At 65.1% G+C, this 17,462-nt stretch carries 14 protein-coding genes; 6 read left to right on the plus strand and 8 right to left on the minus strand.

The window, feature by feature from the left end; genetic code table 11:
- Nucleotides 1-34: 34 nt before the first annotated feature.
- The 3 genes from ushA to LQT98_RS11335 form a co-directional block, all read right to left on the minus strand.
- Nucleotides 35-1,681, minus strand: a complete 1,647-nt coding sequence (gene ushA, locus LQT98_RS11325; RefSeq protein ID WP_231462416.1) for a bifunctional UDP-sugar hydrolase/5'-nucleotidase UshA — start codon at nucleotides 1,679-1,681, stop codon at nucleotides 35-37.
- A gap of 132 nt (nucleotides 1,682-1,813) precedes the next feature.
- On the minus strand, nucleotides 1,814-3,499 hold the full coding sequence (locus tag LQT98_RS11330; RefSeq protein ID WP_231462418.1) for a glutamine--tRNA ligase/YqeY domain fusion protein: 1,686 nt from the start codon (nucleotides 3,497-3,499) through the stop codon (nucleotides 1,814-1,816).
- 107 nt (nucleotides 3,500-3,606) lie between these two features.
- Complete coding sequence (locus tag LQT98_RS11335; protein ID WP_231462420.1) at nucleotides 3,607-4,461, minus strand: Kdo hydroxylase family protein; 855 nt, start codon at nucleotides 4,459-4,461, stop codon at nucleotides 3,607-3,609.
- A gap of 449 nt (nucleotides 4,462-4,910) precedes the next feature.
- On the opposite strand from LQT98_RS11335, the gene LQT98_RS11340 reads away from it, so the two are divergent.
- The 3 genes from LQT98_RS11340 (at nucleotide 4,911) to LQT98_RS11350 (ending at nucleotide 9,835) form a co-directional block, all read left to right on the plus strand.
- Nucleotides 4,911-7,205 carry a YgiQ family radical SAM protein gene (locus LQT98_RS11340; RefSeq protein WP_231462422.1) on the plus strand — a complete coding sequence of 765 codons (2,295 nt, stop codon included), beginning with the start codon at nucleotides 4,911-4,913 and terminating at the stop codon, nucleotides 7,203-7,205.
- A 236-nt stretch (nucleotides 7,206-7,441) separates the two neighbouring features.
- On the plus strand, nucleotides 7,442-8,917 hold the full coding sequence (locus LQT98_RS11345; protein WP_231462423.1) for a protein adenylyltransferase SelO: 1,476 nt from the start codon (nucleotides 7,442-7,444) through the stop codon (nucleotides 8,915-8,917).
- Between the two features lie 663 nt (nucleotides 8,918-9,580).
- On the plus strand, nucleotides 9,581-9,835 hold the full coding sequence (locus LQT98_RS11350; RefSeq protein ID WP_231462424.1) for a hypothetical protein: 255 nt from the start codon (nucleotides 9,581-9,583) through the stop codon (nucleotides 9,833-9,835).
- A 108-nt stretch (nucleotides 9,836-9,943) separates the two neighbouring features.
- On the opposite strand, the gene LQT98_RS11355 is transcribed toward LQT98_RS11350, so the two are convergent.
- Nucleotides 9,944-10,453, minus strand: coding sequence for a GNAT family N-acetyltransferase (locus LQT98_RS11355; RefSeq protein ID WP_231462425.1), 510 nt, complete (start codon nucleotides 10,451-10,453; stop codon nucleotides 9,944-9,946).
- Between the two features lie 184 nt (nucleotides 10,454-10,637).
- Between LQT98_RS11355 and LQT98_RS11360 the strand changes: the two genes are divergently transcribed.
- Nucleotides 10,638-11,411 (plus strand): HAD-IIB family hydrolase, encoded by a 774-nt coding sequence (locus LQT98_RS11360; RefSeq protein ID WP_231462426.1) that lies wholly within the window; start codon nucleotides 10,638-10,640, stop codon nucleotides 11,409-11,411.
- Nucleotides 11,412-11,597: 186 nt separating this feature from the next.
- Nucleotides 11,598-12,944 carry an HD-GYP domain-containing protein gene (locus LQT98_RS11365; protein ID WP_231462427.1) on the plus strand — a complete coding sequence of 449 codons (1,347 nt, stop codon included), beginning with the start codon at nucleotides 11,598-11,600 and terminating at the stop codon, nucleotides 12,942-12,944.
- A gap of 44 nt (nucleotides 12,945-12,988) precedes the next feature.
- Here LQT98_RS11365 and LQT98_RS11370 read toward each other — a convergent pair whose 3' ends face one another.
- Nucleotides 12,989-14,077 carry an agmatine deiminase family protein gene (locus LQT98_RS11370; protein ID WP_048411859.1) on the minus strand — a complete coding sequence of 363 codons (1,089 nt, stop codon included), beginning with the start codon at nucleotides 14,075-14,077 and terminating at the stop codon, nucleotides 12,989-12,991.
- Nucleotides 14,078-14,259: 182 nt separating this feature from the next.
- On the opposite strand from LQT98_RS11370, the gene LQT98_RS11375 reads away from it, so the two are divergent.
- On the plus strand, nucleotides 14,260-15,084 hold the full coding sequence (locus LQT98_RS11375) for a substrate-binding periplasmic protein (RefSeq protein WP_231462429.1): 825 nt from the start codon (nucleotides 14,260-14,262) through the stop codon (nucleotides 15,082-15,084).
- A 343-nt stretch (nucleotides 15,085-15,427) separates the two neighbouring features.
- Here LQT98_RS11375 and LQT98_RS11380 read toward each other — a convergent pair whose 3' ends face one another.
- From LQT98_RS11380 to LQT98_RS11390, 3 genes are all read right to left on the minus strand, one after another.
- On the minus strand, nucleotides 15,428-15,928 hold the full coding sequence (locus LQT98_RS11380; protein WP_231462431.1) for a hypothetical protein: 501 nt from the start codon (nucleotides 15,926-15,928) through the stop codon (nucleotides 15,428-15,430).
- 291 nt (nucleotides 15,929-16,219) lie between these two features.
- Complete coding sequence (locus LQT98_RS11385; protein ID WP_048411856.1) at nucleotides 16,220-16,612, minus strand: DUF4280 domain-containing protein; 393 nt, start codon at nucleotides 16,610-16,612, stop codon at nucleotides 16,220-16,222.
- A 61-nt stretch (nucleotides 16,613-16,673) separates the two neighbouring features.
- On the minus strand, nucleotides 16,674-17,462 hold a 789-nt coding region (locus tag LQT98_RS11390), incomplete at its 5' end, for an ABC transporter permease subunit (RefSeq protein WP_231462432.1).

Raw genomic sequence — 17,462 nt, forward strand, 5'->3', positions numbered from 1 at the left:
GGGCCGCGGCCTGACTATCCATGCAGGGCCGCACTCAGTTGCGCGTCACCGCGTCGCCCGGCGCATAAGCCGCAGCGTCGATGGGTGAGTGCGCGGCGATGTACTCGCGCAGCATCTCGGCGTCGACGAAGCCGGTATTGACGAAGCCCGGATGCTTGTTCATCAGCGGGTAGCCGTCGCCGCCGGCGGCGATGAAGCTGTTGATCGCCATCCGGTAGGTCTTGGCCGGGTCGATGGGCTGGCCGCCGATCAGCGCCTGCTGCAACTGCCCGCCGACGATGCGCAGCTTGACGCCGGCGAACTGGGCGAAGGCGCCGGCGCCGGGCGTCATGCGCGCGGCCGCTTTCAGGTAATCCAGTGCTTCCTGGCCGTTCAGGTCGACATAGACCAGGGTGCTGCCGAAGGGATACACCTTCAGCACATCGCGGTAATTGATCGCGCCCGCCGGCAGCGAATCGCGGATGCCGCCGGAATTATTGACCGCGAAGTCCGCCTTGACCTTGGCCATCATCACCTGGCCGATGAACACCCCCAGATTGGTGGGCTGGCTGCGCACCGAGCCGCGGTCGCCATCCAGCTTGGCGCTGCTCTGCCCCACCGGCACCTCCAGCGCCGCCTGGCCCTTGTTCTGATAGTTCTGCAGGAAGTTGCGCAGCTTGCCGTCTTCCTCGATCAATTGGGTGTAGGGCACTTTCTGGTCCTTGCCGTCCGCGCCCTTGACCGTTTTCTTGAGGTTGACCGGCAGCAGACGGTACTGGGTCAGCTTGAGCGTGCCGTTGCGGAACTCGAAATCAGCGCGGCCCACGTATTTGCCCCATTCATGCGCCTGCACGATCCAGGCGCCGTTCTGGCGATCCGGCGCGCAGGGCATGCCCGGCACATAGGCGTCGTCGCGCAGGTTTTCCGCCTTCATGCACACCGGGTTCTGGCTATGGCCGCCAACGATCAAATCCAGTCCCTTCACCGCGCGCGCCATTTCCACATCGCCCGGCGCGTTCACGCCGTGCTGGCCATCGGTATAGTGGCCCATATGGGTGGCGGCGATGACGATGTCGGCGCTCTGGCGCAGCTCCGGCACCAGCTTGCCGGCCTCGGCGATGGGGCTGCGGAACTCGATGCCCTTGACCTGCTCCGGGTTCACCATCTTGGCGGTGTCGTCGGTGGTCAGGCCCAGCACCGCCACCCGCACGCCGCCCAGGTTGAACATCGTGTACGGGTCGAACATGCGCTGGCCGTCCTTGTAGATATTGGCGGACAGCATGGGGAAGTTGATCCACTGGCGCTGCTTCATCAGCACCGGCACCGGCTTGTCGAACTCGTGGTTGCCCACCGCCATCGCGTCGTAGCCGATGCGGCTCATGCCGCGGAAATCCGGCTCCGCGTCCTGCAGATCGGACTCCGGCACCCCAGTATTGACGTCGCCGCCGGACAACAGCAGGGTGTAGCCGCCAGCGGCCTTGACCTCGGCGCGCACCTGGTCCACCAAGGTTTTCTGCGCGGCCAGGCCGTATTCGCCGTCGCTATTGGGCCAGAAGCGGCCATGATGGTCGTTGGTGTGCAGGATGGTGATCTTGTAAGTCTTGTCTTCGACATAATTGCCCTTGCCGGGGGTGGCGGCGCAAGCGGCAAGCAGGCTGGCCGCCAGCAGGGACAGGGCAAGCGGTTTCACGGACAGTTTCATCGTTAATCCTTGATTTTTATTGGCATGTGGCGGCGCGGGTGCGGGCTGCAAAAATGGCGGACCCACGGGCCCGCCATTGCTGAAAGTCATGTCCTCGCCGAACGCACGGAACATCCGGCCAGGCGCTCGAGCTTATTTGCTCCAGCTGTCCTTCAGACCCACGCTGCGGTTGAACACCGCCTTGACGCCAGGCTGGTGCTCGTAACGGTCGGTGACGAAATAGCCCAGGCGCTCAAACTGGAAGCGCGATTCCGGCGCCGCCTGCAGTACCGAGGCCTCGACATAGGTCGGCACCAGTTTCAGCGATTCCGGGTTCAGGAACTGGCGGAAGTCCACGTATTCGCCATCCTCGCCGCGCACCGCGTCCGGACGCGGCTCGGTGAACAGGCGGTCATACCAGCGCACATCGGCCTCAATCGCGTGCTCCGCCGACACCCAGTGGATCACGCCCTTGACCTTGCGGCCTTCCGGGTTCTTGCCCAGGGTGTCGTGGTCGATCGAACACTTCAGCTCGATGATCTCGCCAGCGGCGTCCTTCACCACTTCCTCGCACTTGATCACATAGGAGTAGCGCAGGCGCACTTCGCCGCCGGCGGTCAGGCGCTGCCACTTGGGCGGCGGCACTTCGGCGAAATCGTCGCGCTCGATCCAGATTTCGCGGGCGATGGGCACTTCGCGTTCGCCGAACTCCGGATGATGCGGATGGAAAGGCGCGCTGCGGCTGGCGGTGACGGCGGCGTCGTAATTGCTCAGCGTCACTTTCAGCGGATTCACCACTGCCATCACGCGCGGCGAGTCGTTCTCCAGCGTCTCGCGCACCGCGCCTTCCAGGATGGCCATGTCGATGATGTTCTCGCTCTTGGACACGCCGATGCGTTGAGCGAACAGCTTGATGCCGGCCGGGCTATAGCCGCGGCGGCGCATGCCGGCAACGGTGGGCATGCGTGGATCGTCCCAGCCGCTCACCGCGCCTTCGTTCACCAGCGCCAGCAGCTTGCGCTTGGAAGTCAGCGTGTACAGCAGCTCCAGACGCGAGGACTCATACTGGCGCGGGTGGCAGCCGATACTGATATTGTCCAGCACCCAGTCATACAGCGGGCGGTGATCTTCGAATTCCAGCGTGCACAGCGAGTGGGTGATACCCTCGATGGCGTCGGAAATGCAATGGGTGTAGTCGTACATCGGGTAGATGCACCACTTGTCGCCGGTACGGTGATGGTGAGCGCGGCGGATGCGGTAGATGGCCGGATCGCGCAGATTGATGTTGCCGGAAGCCATGTCTATCTTCAGGCGCAGCGTCTTGCTGCCGTCCGCGAACTCGCCGTTCTTCATGCGCGCGAACAGGTCCAGGTTCTCCTCCACGCTACGCTCGCGATAGGGGCTGTTCTTGCCCGGCTCGGTCAGGCTGCCGCGGTACTGCCGCATTTCCTCGGCGGACAGATCGTCCACATAGGCCTTACCGGCCTGGATCAGCTCCACCGCGTAACCGTACAGGCGGTCGAAATAGTCGGAGGCGAAGCGCACGTCGCCATCCCACTTGAAGCCCATCCAGCTGATGTCGTCGATGAAGGACTGCACATACTCCGGCGACTCTTTCTCCGGGTTGGTGTCGTCCATGCGCAGATTGCACTTGCCCTGGTAGTCCTCAGCCAGACCGAAGTTCAGGCAGATGGCCTTGGCGTGGCCGATGTGGGCGAAGCCGTTGGGCTCCGGCGGGAAGCGGGTGACGATGCTGCTGTGCTTGCCGGAAGCCAGATCCTCGTCAATGATGTTGCGGATGAAATTGCTGACAACCGGCGCGTTGTTTTCCGTGCTCATTCGTTTTGTGCCGTGCGATTTTTAATGACTAATCGCTGATTGTAACCGATTTCGCCCAGGCTGGGAGCCGGCCCGACCGCCAGCCTCCAGCCCGAACGGCAAGCGCTCTATACCAAGGCCCGGCCAGCCATTTTTTCCAGAATGGCCAAGGGAGAGCGGCCGGCATCCGCCATCGCCGCCGCCGGCAGCCAGAAGGTCTGCTCCAGCATGAACTGGCCGGACATCACCGCGTGCGACGCGTGGTCGGAAAAGCACACCCAGGCGCAGCCGGGTGGAAACGGCATGGTTTCCTGCGGACATTGGCCCTGGTACTCCAGATCCGCCTTCATCGCGTCGTGCAGATGCAGCATGATGTGATCGTAGGCGCTGCGCTTGCGCTTGGTGATTTTCAAGGCCGCCAGCAAGGCCGCCGAGCCCGGCCACTGCCGCGGCACTCGCGGCAGCATGCGCCGCGCCATGTCGGCGAAGGGCTCGCCCACCCGCCACACCCTGGGCTCGCCATCGGGATTGATATTGCAGAACACCCGCAGAATGCGCTCGCCGTAATTGGGACGCGATGGAAACGCGTCCACGTGCAGCCGGCTGTCATCCTTGCGCCAGGAAGTCCGGCGTCCCTCCACCCGCAACAGCCGCAGGCTGGTGGGCGCCGCGCGCAGCCTGCCCTGGTACTCCGGCAGCAACCGCGCGGCCAGATCGGCGGCGGCCCGCTGGTAGCGCGCGATCAAGCCGCGCACCGCGGCCTCCCGCCCCGCGCCGCCCACCACCCCGTGCAGCGCGCCGTTGTCCGGCTCCAGGCTGATGTTCTTGCGCTTGGGATCGGCGATGGCCGGGTCCAACAAACCCCGCTCCTCATCCAGCAGCCTGAAATCGAAACTGGGCAGATACAAGACCTTGCCCTGCTCCAGCTCATCCACATAGCGGCCTTGCGCCGCATCCTCCACCCATACGATCTGGCTCGCCATAATCGGCTCCCCGCTCCAACAATGGATCACAAGAAGCGGCTGCAAAGCTCGCCGGCCCACGCCGGCACAGCCATGAGAACCTGTTCAAAATCTTTTCCACGCCCGGCATCCGCACAAGCGACGGACACCGACGAAACAAGACTTTGAATAGACTTTATAGCCGCCCACCTCCAGCGGTGCCCAGCGCCGCCGCCCTCGCCGGCCACGACCGCGGCAGCGAAATGGGCGGCCAGCATACGCCCGCGGCGCGGCAAAGTCATGCCAGCGGCGTCCGGCCAGTTCCTGTGGACAGGCGGCGCAGCGCCTTGATTTGACGGAAAAATCCGGCCGCCCGGCAAAACCCTACTCCAAACCCAGGCAATTCCCAATAAAAAACAAGCGCTTATTCCACAAGCAAGCCGCAACTATGGCATAATGTCGGGTTGCTCGAACTTCAGTCCATAGCCAGCATGACGACCGCACACGCCGCCAAACCGATCACCTCCTACCGCAAGTACTGGGCCAGCCGCTTCGGCGCCGCCCCGTTCCTGCCGATGACCCGCGCCGAGATGGACCAGCTGGGCTGGGACTCCTGTGACATCATCCTGATCACCGGCGACGGCTATATCGACCACCCCAGCTTCGGCATGGCGCTGGTGGGCCGGCTGCTGGAAGATCAGGGCTTCCGCGTGGGCATTATCGCCCAGCCGGATTGGCACTCGGCGGACGCCTTCCGCGAGCTGGGCAAGCCCAATCTGTTCTTCGGCGTCACCGCCGGCAATATGGACTCGATGATCAACCGCTACACCGCGGACCGCCGCCCGCGCTCGGACGACGCCTACACCCCGCACGCCGCGGCCAACAAGCGCCCGGACCGCGCCGTCACCGTCTACGCCCAGCGCTGCCGCGAAGCCTATCCCGGCGTAGGCGTGATGGTGGGCAGCATAGAGGCCAGCTTGCGCCGCATCGCCCACTATGACTACTGGAGCGAGAAAGTGCGGCCGTCGGTGCTGATCAACTCCAAGGCCGACCTGCTGCTGTACGGCAACGCCGAACGCGCGCTGGTGGAAGTGGCGCACCGCGCCGCCAGGGGCGAAAAGCTCAGCGAGATCCGCGACGTGCGCGGCACCGCCTTCATCGTGCCGCACGGCTGGCGTCCGGATGAAGAATGGCAGGAAATGGATTCCAGCGTGGTGGACCTGCCGGGCAAGGTGGACGCCCACCTCAACCCCTACCAGGAAATCCCGGAACAGGCGGCCGAAGCCACCAAGGACCAGGACCCGTCCAAGCCGCAGGTGATTCGCATCGAATCCCGCGAAGAACGCCTGGCCAAGCGCCGCGCCGAACGCGCCAAGACCGTGATCCGCATCCCGGCCTACGAGGCCGTGGCCCACGACCCGGTGCTGTACGCCCACGCCAGCCGCACCCTGCACCTGGAATCCAACCCCGGCAACGCCCGCGCGCTGGTGCAGATGCACGGCGAGCGCGACGTGTGGCTGACCCCGCCGCCGATTCCGCTCTCCACCGAGGAGATGGACCACGTCTACGGCCTGCCCTACGCCCGCAACCCGCACCCCAGCTACGGCGACGCCAATATCCCGGCCTGGGAAATGATCAAGTACTCGGTCAACATCATGCGCGGCTGTTTCGGCGGCTGCACCTTCTGCTCCATCACCGAGCACGAAGGCCGCATCATCCAGAGCCGTTCCGAGGAATCCATCCTCAAGGAAATCGAGGAAATCCGCGACAAGACCCCGGGCTTCACCGGCCATATCTCGGACCTGGGCGGCCCGACCGCGAATATGTACCGTCTCTCCTGCAAGGACCCGAAGATCGAGCGCTCCTGTAGGAAGCTGTCCTGCGTGTTCCCAGACATCTGCGAAAACCTGAACACCGACCACAGCCACCTGATCCAGCTCTACCGCAAGGCGCGCGCGCTGCCGGGCGTGAAGAAGATCAACATCCAGTCCGGCCTGCGCTACGACCTGGCCGTGCGCTCGCCCGAATACATCAAGGAACTGGTGCAGCACCATGTGGGCGGCTATCTGAAGATCGCCCCGGAACACACCGAGGACGGCCCGCTGTCCATGATGATGAAGCCGGGCATGGGCGCATACGACAAGTTCAAGGAACTGTTCGAACGCTTCAGCCGTCAGGCCGGCAAGGAACAGTATCTGATCCCCTACTTCATCGCCGCCCACCCCGGCACCAGCGACGAAGACATGATGAACCTGGCGCTGTGGCTGAAGAAGAACAACTTCCGCCTGGATCAGGTGCAAACCTTCACCCCCACGCCGATGGCGATGGCCACCACCATGTGGCACACCCGCCGCAATCCGCTCAAGCGCCTGTCGCGCAGCTCGGAAAAAGTGGACGTGGTGCGCGACGGCTACCGCCGCAAACTGCACAAGGCCTTCCTGCGCTACCACCACCCGGACAACTGGCAGATCCTCCACGACGCGCTGATCCAGATGGGCCGCAGCGACCTGATCGGCCACAGCAAGCACTGCCTGATTCCGCCGACGCCGCCGGGCGACAAGGCCGCCGCCGTGCGCCACCGCATGGGCGCGCCGCTGTCGCGCAACAAGGCCCCCGGCCAGCGCGCCGCCGCCCCCGCCGGCCACGGACAGCGCGGCAAGCCCGCGCAGGCCAAAGCCATGGCCAAGCCCGGCGCCGGCCAAGCGCCGGCCGGACGCGGCAAGCCCACCAACAAACCGGGCAGCAAACCCGTCAGCAAACCGGCCGGCAAGGGCCGCAGCCGTTGAATCCAGCCGCCCACGGGCGGCTTTTTGCCGAGCGGCAGGCACTTTGCCCCGCCGCCGGCGTCTCAGAACGTGTTTACGATCTCGCGAGCTAAGGTGAGACAAGGCGAAAACCGCTGAGAAAGCGGAGTGTACACACGGTACATGAGCATTTCGAAGGGGGTTTCAACGCCGTATCACCGACGCGCAGCAGATCGTAAACAGGTTCTCAACCCCATACTCCGCCCAGCGAGCCCGCCATGATCCACATCGACTTCGACCACAGCTACGCCCGCGACCTGGCCGACGCCTGCGCGCCGGTGCAACCCGAACGCCCGCCCGCGCCGGCCCTGCTGTACTGGAACGCCGAACTGGCGCAAGAGCTGGGCCTGGACAGCGCCCAGGCCGACGCCGCCGAGCTGGCCGCCGCCTTCTCCGGCGCCGCCTTGCCGGCCGGCGCCAAGCCGGTGGCCCAAGCCTATGCCGGCCACCAGTTCGGCGGCCTGTCACCGTCGCTGGGCGACGGCCGCGCGCTGCTGCTGGGCGAAGTCATCGACCGCAACGGCCAGCGCCGCGACATCGCCTTCAAGGGCAGCGGCCGCACTCCGTTCTCGCGCCGCGGCGACGGCAAGGCCGCGGTGGGGCCGATGCTGCGCGAACTGATCATCGGCGAAGCCATGCACGCGCTCGCCATCCCCAGCACCCGCGCGCTGGCCGTGACCGCCACCGGCGAAACCGTCTACCGCGAACAAGCGCTGCCCGGCGCGGTGCTGACCCGCGTCGCCGCCAGCCATCTGCGCGTCGGCACCTTCCAGTACTTCGCCCTCCGCGGCGAGCGCGACATGCTGCGCCGGCTGGCCGACTACACCCTGGCGCGCCACTACCCCGAACTGGCCGGCGCCGAACAGCCCTATCTGGCGCTGCTGCAAGCGGTGGCGGAACGCCAGGCGGAACTGATCGCCCGCTGGATGCACGTCGGCTTCATCCACGGCGTGATGAACACCGACAATATGGCGCTCAGCGGCGAAACCATAGACTACGGCCCCTGCGCCTTCATGGACGTCCATCATCCGTCCACCGTGTTCAGCTCCATCGACAGCGGCGGCCGCTACGCCTACGGCAACCAGCCGGCCATCGCCCAATGGAACCTGGCCCGGCTGGCGGAAACCCTGCTGCCGCTGCTGGACCCGGACGAGCCCAAGAACGCGGTGCCGGCGGCCACCGCCGTCATCGAAGACTTCGCCGAACGCTACCAGGCGCATTGGCTGCAACAGGTGCGCCGCAAGCTGGGCCTGAGCCAGGCGCAGGACATCGACCAGGAACTGGCCGAAGACTGGCTGGCGCTGCTGGCGCGCCAGGACGCCGACCACACCCTGGCCTGGCGCCGGCTGGCCGACGCCGCCGAAGGCCAAGACCAAACACTGACTCAACTCTTCAACGACCCGGCCGCCGCCGCGCCCTGGCTGGCGCGCTGGCGCCAGCGGCTGGACGCCGAACCGCAAGCCGCCACCGAACGCGCCGCCGCGCTGCGCCAGGCCAACCCGCTCTACATCCCGCGCAACCACCTGGTGGAAGAAGCGCTGGCCGCCGCCAGCGACCACGGCGACATGGGCCCGACACAGGCGCTGCTGGACGTATTGCGCCAGCCCTACACCGAACGCGCCGGCCTGGAGCGCTACACGCTGCCGGCCGCGCCGGAAGTGGCGCAGGGATATCGGACCTTCTGCGGTACCTAAGTACACCCTGACGCAGCAAGGGCAAGCCTGGCGGCTTGCCCTTGTTTCGCATCCACGCCCACCCCGCTACTCCTCTTGGGCTCAAATTCAACGGCTCCGGCCTGCAACCATGAAACCAACCTAGCGATTCTGCACGCTTATGCCCTAGAGCCTGTTCACGATCTTTTTTCAGTGTGTTGAATTGCTGATTTAGGTGCACAGGAAACCGCGTACCCGATGTGCCCCCACTCCCTTCAAGCCTGCCGTCGGGTGGCAGGCCCGAGGTCTTAAGCGGCTGCTTTGTTTGAGCGATTTGACGTTAGCAAATCGCGAGTTCAGCCGCGCCTCGGGCCTGACGGGCCCCGACGGGAAGCCGGAGGCCAGGCTTGCAGGGCGGCCTTTAGGGTAAAGGGAGATTTGGCCGCGCAAATCTCCCTTTCCGTTTGCCGGGCGGAACCGGCCCTAAATCATTATCCGCAAAGCGGATTCAATGCTTTAGAGCAATCTGCAGGAAAGATCGTGAACAGGTTCTTGCAGCGTTGACCCGCCCCTTGCTCCACTGCTAGATTCCACCTTGGTGCTGAACACACCTGTCAGGCGGAACCCGTGCTCGTCAGTCGCGGCTTCTCAGTCATATTCCCACCCCGCCAATGCGGACGAGGAATGCCATGCCAGGAGTTCATCATGGATAAACATCCCATCCCCACGCCTTCCATCTCCAAACTCGAAACCGCGGACGCGCTGGCCAATGGCCTGGAAGCGCTGAATCTGTTGCGCCCGCTGCTCGCCAGCATGCGCCAGCAGATCGCCGTGCCGCAACCGGACTTGGAACAGCTGAAAGGCTTGTGCCAAGCGGCCAGCTGGATCGCCGACGAATACCACAACTACCTGGACGCGATGTGGCGGGACGAAGCCCGTGCCAAGGCCACCGCGTCCTAGCACTAGCCGTCACCGCGCCCCCCGCGCCTAGGCGCTGAAACGCAAACAGCGCAAGACCCATCGCCTTGCGCTGTTTTCCGATCCGCGTTCGCGACGAACGCTGGCGACTCAAGCCAAGCGCTTCGCCATCACATAATCGTCCATCACGAAGCCGTTGCCGATATCGAACACCGCCTGCTCCCGCACGGTAAAACCACGCTGCTTGTACACCGCGATAGCGCCGGCATTGTGCTTGTTCACCGTCAGCACCAAGGCATGGCAGCCGTGCCGGCGCGCCGCGTCTTCCGCCGCGTCCAGCATATAAGCGCCCAGGCCGCGGCCACGCGTCTCCGCCAATAGATACAGCTGCTCCAGCTTCATCTCCCCCGGCGTCGCCGTCAGTGCGTAACTGCAATAGCCCACCGCCCGGCCATCCAGCTTCAATAGCCCGAACCAGCGGTCCGGCGCGTCAAGATAGGCGGACAGCTTTTCCGGGACATAACGGCCAGCCAGCATGTATTCGATCTGCTCGCGGCTGATCATGCTGATGAAATGCTGATGCCAGATCTCGCCGGCCAACTCGGCCAGGACGGGAAAATCGGCGGGGGTCAATGGCTCCAGACAAACGTTTTGGCTCATGCGCGGCATACTCCGGGTTTCATGGGATCACCTACAGACAATGCGGACAACTGCCGACATTCACAAGCCCGCGGCCCGCCAGTTTGTCGCGGCGGCTTCACCCGAGCAGGCGAGACAGTTAGAATACAAACATCATAAAGCGGCGCCAAAACCCGCCGCCGCCACCTCCCCGCAGCGAGACTCCATGCACTTCATCTTCGATATCGACGGCACCATTTGCTTCAATGGCAGGACCATCAGCCCGGCCATCCAGGACGCGCTGGACAGCCTGCGCCAGCACGGCCACCAGCTGGGCTTCGCTTCCGCCCGCCCCTACCGCGACATCCTGCCCTTGCTGGATGCCCGCTTCCACGACGCGCTGATCATCGGCGCCAACGGCGCGATGAGCCACCGGCAAGGCCAGCTGCACCGGCTGAACCCCATCCCGGACCCGGTGTTCGCCGACATCACCCAGTTGGCGCAACGCTTCGCCGCGTCCTACCTGGTGGACCTGAGCTGGAACTACCACTACAGCGGCGATGCCAGCCATCCCTTCCTCAACAAGGTGGACCCCGGCAAACTGGCCAGCCATGTCGGCGCCGAAGACATCCGCCAACCGACCAAGCTGCTGATCACCGCCTGCGCCGACGTCCACGGCCTGCGCCAGGAGCTGGACGCCCACGCCGGCGTGGAACTGCACCACCATTCCGATGAGCAGATCTTCGACATCACCGCCGCCGGCGTCAGCAAGATGGCCGCGCTGCGCCAATGCGGCATCGCCGCCGAGGAGCTGATCTGCTTCGGCAACGATAGCAACGATGTCAGCATGTTCCTGGACGCCGGCCACTCGGTGCAGGTGGGCGCCCATCCGCGGCTGGCGGAACTGGCCAGCGAGCGCTTGCCACTGGACCAGGACATCGAAACGCGGCTGGTGGACGTCATCGCGCGGCTGAGCCACGAACGCGCGCGACGGGATTGAAAAAGCGCGCTCCGCCGAGGATAAAGAAGGTGGAGCCGCTCACTAAAGAGACCGCGCCGCGACGACTCGCCGTTGATGCGCGGCCCGCGTCTGCGCGCCTTGTCTCTGGCTCTCTGCGAGATTGAGTGAGCGGCGCCAAGTAGATTGCCGTCGCCTCTCTGCCCGCCTCAATTCCGTGGAGCGCTCATGGCCGCCACCCTGAAGCTGTCCGAACTGATCAGCTCGCTGAGCTACGCGCTGGACATCACCGAAGGCCAACCCGAGGGCCATGGCATCCGCAGCTGCTGGATAGGCATGCATATCGGCCAATGCATAGGCCTGCCACCGCAACGGCTATGGGATTTGTACTACGCCATCCTGCTCAAGGACCTGGGCTGCAGCAGCAACGCGGCGCGGATCTGCGCGCTGTACCAGACCGACGATCGCAGCTTCAAGCAAGACTTCAAGCATGTGGGCGCCGGCCTGCCGCAGCTGCTGGGCTTCGTGCTCAAGAACACCGGCACCCACAGCGAGGGCTGGGCGCGGCGCGCGGCCTCCATCCTCAAAGTGCTGCGCCACGGCCGGGCGATGGCGAGTGAACTGATCAACACCCGCTGCCACCGCGGCGCCGACATCGCCCGCCAGCTGCGCTTCAATGAAAACGTGGCGCGCGGCATTCAATCTCTGGACGAGCACTGGGACGGCTCAGGCTGGCCGCTGGGGCTGCGCGGCGACGCCATTCCGCTGAATTCGCGCATCGCGCTGCTGGCCCAGGTGATAGACGTGTTCCACATCACCCACGGCCGCCAGGCGGCGCTGGAGCAGGCGCTGCGCCGCGCCGGCGGCTGGTTCGATCCGGAACTGGTGGCCGCCTTCCGCCACGTGGGCGCCCGGCCGGACTTCTGGCGGCAGTTGGAGGCCGACGACATCGACCAGGCGGTGCTGAGGCTGGAGCCGGCCCAATGCGCGGTGCCGCTGGACGAGGACTATCTGGATGAAATCGCCGAAGGCTTCGGCCAGGTGGTGGATTCCAAAAGCCCGTTCACCGCCGGCCACAGCCAAAGAGTGGGCCATTACGCCGACCAGATCGCCGCGGAGCTGGAACTGGGCCTGGAGCGACGGCGCTGGCTGAAACGCGGCGCGCTTCTGCACGACGTGGGCAAGCTGGGGGTCAGCAACACCATACTGGACAAGCCCGGCAAGCTGGAGGCGGATGAATGGGAGGCGGTCAAACGCCACGCCGGCTACACCGAGGCCATTCTGGGCCGCATCGAACACTTCGCCGAACTAGCCTGGGTGGCCGGCGCCCACCACGAGCGCCCGGACGGCGGCGGCTACCCGCGCGGCCTGTCCGGCGACGCCATCGCGCTGGAAACCCGCATCATCACCGCCGCGGACATCTTCGACGCCATCAACGCGGAACGCCCCTACCACCCGGCCACCCCGGCGCCGCAAACCCTGGACATCATGCGCCGGCACCTGGGCAGCGCCATCGACGCCACCTGCTTCGCCGCGCTGGAACAAGTGCTGCGCCAGGAAGGCGCGCTGTCTTGAGCGCGTGAAAAAGCCGGCCCCACGGGGCCGGCCTCCACGCCAATTCAAGCCGGCTGCTGCTGTGTCGCGCAGTGGATGCCGCCGCCGCCGGCGGCGATGCCGTCTATATTCAGCTGCACCACCTCCCGCTGCGGAAACAGCTCGCGCAGCGCCGCGCGCGCGTTGCGGTCGGCCTTGGCGTCGCCGAACTCCGGCGCGATCACCGCGCCGTTGCAGACATAGAAATTGATATAGCCGGCGGCCATCTCGTGGCCTTCGTACTCCGGCCGTACCCGCTCCGGCCCCGGCAACACCACCACCTCCAGCTTGCGGCCGCGCGCGTCGCGCGCCTGGCGCAGCAGGCTCAGGTGATGGCGGGTGACCGCGTAATCGTAGGACTGCGGGTCCGTGTCCAGCCCGGCCACCACCACGCCGGGGCGGACGAAACGGGCGTAGAAATCGGTGTGGCCGTCAGTGATGTCGCGGCCGGCGATGCCGGGCAGCCAGATCACTTTTTCCACGCCCAGCAAGCGGCGCAGCTCGCGCTCGCACTGCGCCTTGCTCCAGCCGGGATTGCGGTTGGCGTTGAGCACGCAGCTTTCGGTGATGATGGCGCTGCCTTCGCCATCCACCTCGATGCCGCCTCCTTCCAGCACCAAGCGGGTAGACACGACGGGCACGCCGGCCTTGGCCGCCACCGCGGCGGCCACCTTGGCGTCCCTACGGTGCGCCTGCTTGCCGCCCCAGCCGTTGAAGTTGAAATCCACCGCCGCCGCCCCGTCCTTGCCCTTGACGAAGATCGGGCCGCTGTCGCGTATCCACAGATCGTCCAGCGGCTGCTCCACCAGTTCCACCTTGGGTCCGCACAGCTTGGCCGCCAGCGCCATATCCTCGGCCCGCGTCAGCATGCGCACCGGCTCGTGGGCGGCGATGGCCTGGGCCACTCGCGCCAAATCCCGCCGCACCACCGGCAGCAAGCTCGTGCCCCACACCTCCAGGCTGGGACCGAAGGCCATCCAGGTGGCGGCGTGGCCTTCGCCCTCGTCCGGCATGCGATAGCCCGCCGCGCTCGGCTCCGCGCTCCAAGCGCGGGCGGCCATCATGCCGCCCGCCGTCAACAGGCTTGCGCCCAGGAATTGTCGTCTAGTGCTCATCGCCGTGTCTCCAAGGCCGGTTTCCAGCCACATGGCCGTGCTTGGCATTGTGCAAGCGGACATGCATTTAAAAAAGCGATGAATTTTGCGGAAACCTATCAATTTCTATCATGCATTTGCCGCCGCCGCGCGCCGGCGGGAAGAATGACATAAGCTGAAGACGGAATACAGGAGGGACCGGCATGCGTCTCGCGCTTTGCATCATCATCGCCGTCATCGCGGCCCAGGCCCGCCTGGCCCTGGCGCAAGATCCGGAACTGGTGATGGGCTACCGCACCAATGAACGGCGTCCCTATATCGACGACGACAACGACGAAGGCATCTATAAAACCCTGTACAGCCGCGCCTGCCAAAGAATCGGCTGCACGCTGAAAGTGGTGCGCCTGCCAAAGAAGCGCTTGCTGCAAGCGCTGGCGCAGGGCGAGGTGGACTTCTATCCCGGCTACACCTACAACGCGGAGCGCGAGCCCATCGCCCTATTCCTGCCCAACGGCCTGCGCGAGCGCCATGTCGTCATTACCCGCGCCAGCCACCCCGCCGTAGTCAGCTACGCCGATCTGGGCAATGGCGTGGAACTGCGCAACCTGGGCAACCCGGACCTGATTCCCCTGCCGTGGCAAGCGCGCATCAAGGTACTGCAAGTGCCGGAATTGGATGTGGAACGCGCCTTCCGTCTGATCAGCGCCGGCAAGGGAGATTTCTACATCTACGACGAACTCACGCTGCGTTTCTACTGGGAGCGACTGCGGCCGACCGGGCTGACGCTGCACCCATCGCTGGAGCCCTGGCAAGCCATGCATATGGGCTTTTCCAAACACTCCCGCTTTTACCGCGCGCAGCCCAATCCGGATTACCGCGCCGACCAGCCCTTAAGCCCGGACAACTACCCGCTGCGGCTGGACCCGACCTCGCTGGCCGGCAGACTGACGGCCACCTTGCAGGCGATGAAGCAGTCCGGCGAAACCGAACGCATCGTCGAGCACTTTCTCCAGGCGCCGGTCCGTTGAGAGCGCCCGGGCTTCTGTTTGGACAAACGCCACGGACAAAACCCCTGACGCCATCTTGCGATGCGCAGGGGTTTTCCGGTAACGGAGAGCCTATTCAAAGTCCTGCACACTAGGGCATGACAAGGCGAAAACCGCTGCGAAAGCGGAATGTACAAGCGGTACATGAGCATTTCGAAGCAGTACTCACCGTGTCACGTTTCACGACGCGCAGCAGATCGTAAACAGGTTCTAAGAGCCGCTAACAAAACCGCGCAGCGCACCTGAGCCAAGGCGCGCCGACGCAGGCAGTACAAGTAGTACGACAAGGAGGCGCAACGCAGGATCAGGGATTTTGTTAGCGGGTCTAAGGCGTGACCCGCATATACGGCGTAGTACTCAGCGTCGCGCTGATGGTACAACCGCCGGACAACTGCGCCGCGTCCAGGCCGATCACGGTTTCACTGCCATTGTCGGCGACGCTGCCGACAATCTTGCTGGGCCCGCACAAGCCGCCGGCGATCGGCGATTTGACGTTCACCGCCACATTATCCAGCGTCAACTGGGTGGCGGTATCCACATGGCCGGTCCACGGCGAGGTGACCGAGGCGCTGGGCTTGATCAGCTTGCACAGCGCGCCGCCGCTGAAGGAGGCACTGGTGATGGCGACATTGCCATAGCCGTCCACGGTGCCGCTGAACACCGCCTTGCAGTCCAGATCGATGCCGAACTTACCCACCTTGGCCGGCCCCACCGCGGAAAACGGCATAGGCGCGCCGCCGGGTCCGGGCGGAGTGATGGTGACGGCAAAGGCGGATGCGGCGGCCAGGCTGAGCGCGGCGATGGCGAGACGATGGGATAAGGTCATGATGGCTCCTTGCTTGAGAAGGTTGATCCATGCCAATCGGCAAGAAGCCAATAAATTAATATTCCAATTGAATTGAGCGTTTGATTTCAATCAAGCCGCGGCCCGCGCCGGCCCTGGCCTATGGGCTGATGCACAAGCGTCAGCTGTCGGCGCCGACGCGCACGACCATGAGCAAGAACAAGACAAGGCCTTGCGGCTGAAGAAGCGGAATCTGCAAGTGGTACATAAGCATTCCGAAGCGGAGCTTACCGTATCGAATCTCACGAAGCGCAGCGGGCTTTGAACAGGCTCTCAGGGAATCATCACCGTGAACTGGCCGGGCGCGTTGATCTTAATCACCCCGCCCCAGTTGCACATCAGCATGCTGTTGCTGTCCAGCGCCGGCATATTGGCGATCAGCACCGTGGGCGCGCCCGGGGTCCATGGCGCGGCGGTGACCGGGATGCAGGGCATGGGCGTCAGCACGCCCATCGCGGCGGCGGTGGCGGCCGCCACCATAGGGTTGGCCGGGCTTTGGCACATGCCGAAGGGCATGATGTTGAGCATGGGCACGTGGTCCATGATGTTGGCGGCCGGCACGCCGCCGGCCATCACTCGATTGACCGGCAACACCACCAGGCTGCTGGGGGCGACGCCGAAACTGCATTGCAGCATCGCGCCCATGCATACTTGCGGACATCCCATGCGGCGTCTCCTCGCTCTGGCGGAAAATGAAATGACATCGTCACGCCAAAGCCCAGTGCCGTCAAGCGCGGCCGCGCCAGCGCTGGCCGCGCCGGCCCAGCACTCGTTCCAGCCCCAACAGCAGCAGCGACACCGCGGCCGAGCTCAGCGCGATCAAGCTGGCCATCGCCGCCGCCGCCGCGGTGTCGCCGGCATCGTCCATGGTGACGATGGCCACCGCGGCCAGGCTGTTGTCCGGGCTGGCGATGAAGATCAGCGCCGACAACGTGGTCATCGCCGACACGAATAGATAGCGCATCACGTCCAGCAGCGCCGGCAGGCACACCGGCAGCGTCACCCGCCGCAGCGTCACCCAGAACGGCACTTTGAGCGAGGCGGCCACCGCTTCGAATTCGCCGTCCAGCTGTTTGAGCGCGGTGCTCATGGTCAGGTGGGCGGTGGTGTAGAAGTGGGCGATGGTGCAGGCCGCCATCAGCGTCATGCCGCCGTAGAGCGCATGCAACGGATTGGCCGGGTGGTTGAAGAAGAATACATAACCCAGGCCCAGCACCAGGCCGGGCACCGCCATCGGCAGCATGGCGAAGAAGCGCAACAGCGCGCGGCCCAGCGGCGCCGCCGGCAGCTTCTCGCAGGCGTAGGCGCCGGCGAACACCAGCAGGCTGCCGATGCCGGCGGTGATGGCGGCCAGCTTCAGGCTGTTGAAATAGGCGCTCCAGCCGCCGCCGTCGACGCTGTCGAACTGGTAATGCGCCAGCGTCAGGCTCAAATCGTAGGGCCAGTATTTGATGAAGGAGGCGACGATGCCGACGCCGAGCAAGGCCAGCAGCGGCAGCGAGATCGCCGCCAGCAG

Origin of the sequence: Chromobacterium aquaticum (genome assembly GCF_021129195.1) — a bacterium.
GTDB lineage: Bacteria > Pseudomonadota > Gammaproteobacteria > Burkholderiales > Chromobacteriaceae > Chromobacterium > Chromobacterium aquaticum.